1 protein-coding gene is annotated in these 258 nt (G+C 44.6%); it reads left to right on the top strand.

All coding sequences use genetic code 11. The annotated features are described in order from the left end of the window. Window positions 1–258, top strand: a 258-nt coding sequence (locus J3L11_RS19155) for a type I-F CRISPR-associated protein Cas7f/Csy3 (RefSeq protein ID WP_207572015.1), incomplete at both ends; no start/stop codon positions are given.

The following is a 258-nucleotide window of genomic DNA, read 5'->3' as shown; positions in this document are numbered from 1 at the left end:
TAACGGATGAGTTTCTGTTCGCACTCACTAATCCATGTGTCTTTTGGCATGCTGATATCACCGCAAAACTGGATGTGGCTTTCTGCCAAGAGGTTTTCCCAAGCCAAGTCCTCATAACTGAAAGACAGGACGGTCTGCCAACAAAACAATTTGCCAAGGTAAAGTGTATTGATGGCACTGAGGCCGTAAGTTTTAACTCAGTGAAAATTGGTGCGGCTATCCAATCCATTGATGATTGGTGGCACTCAGAAAGCGATA

This window comes from Shewanella sp. 4t3-1-2LB (assembly GCF_017368415.1).
Lineage (GTDB): Bacteria > Pseudomonadota > Gammaproteobacteria > Enterobacterales > Shewanellaceae > Shewanella > Shewanella fodinae.
The sequence above is the reverse complement of the archived record's forward strand: the minus strand, read 5'-3'. Positions and strand labels throughout refer to the sequence as shown.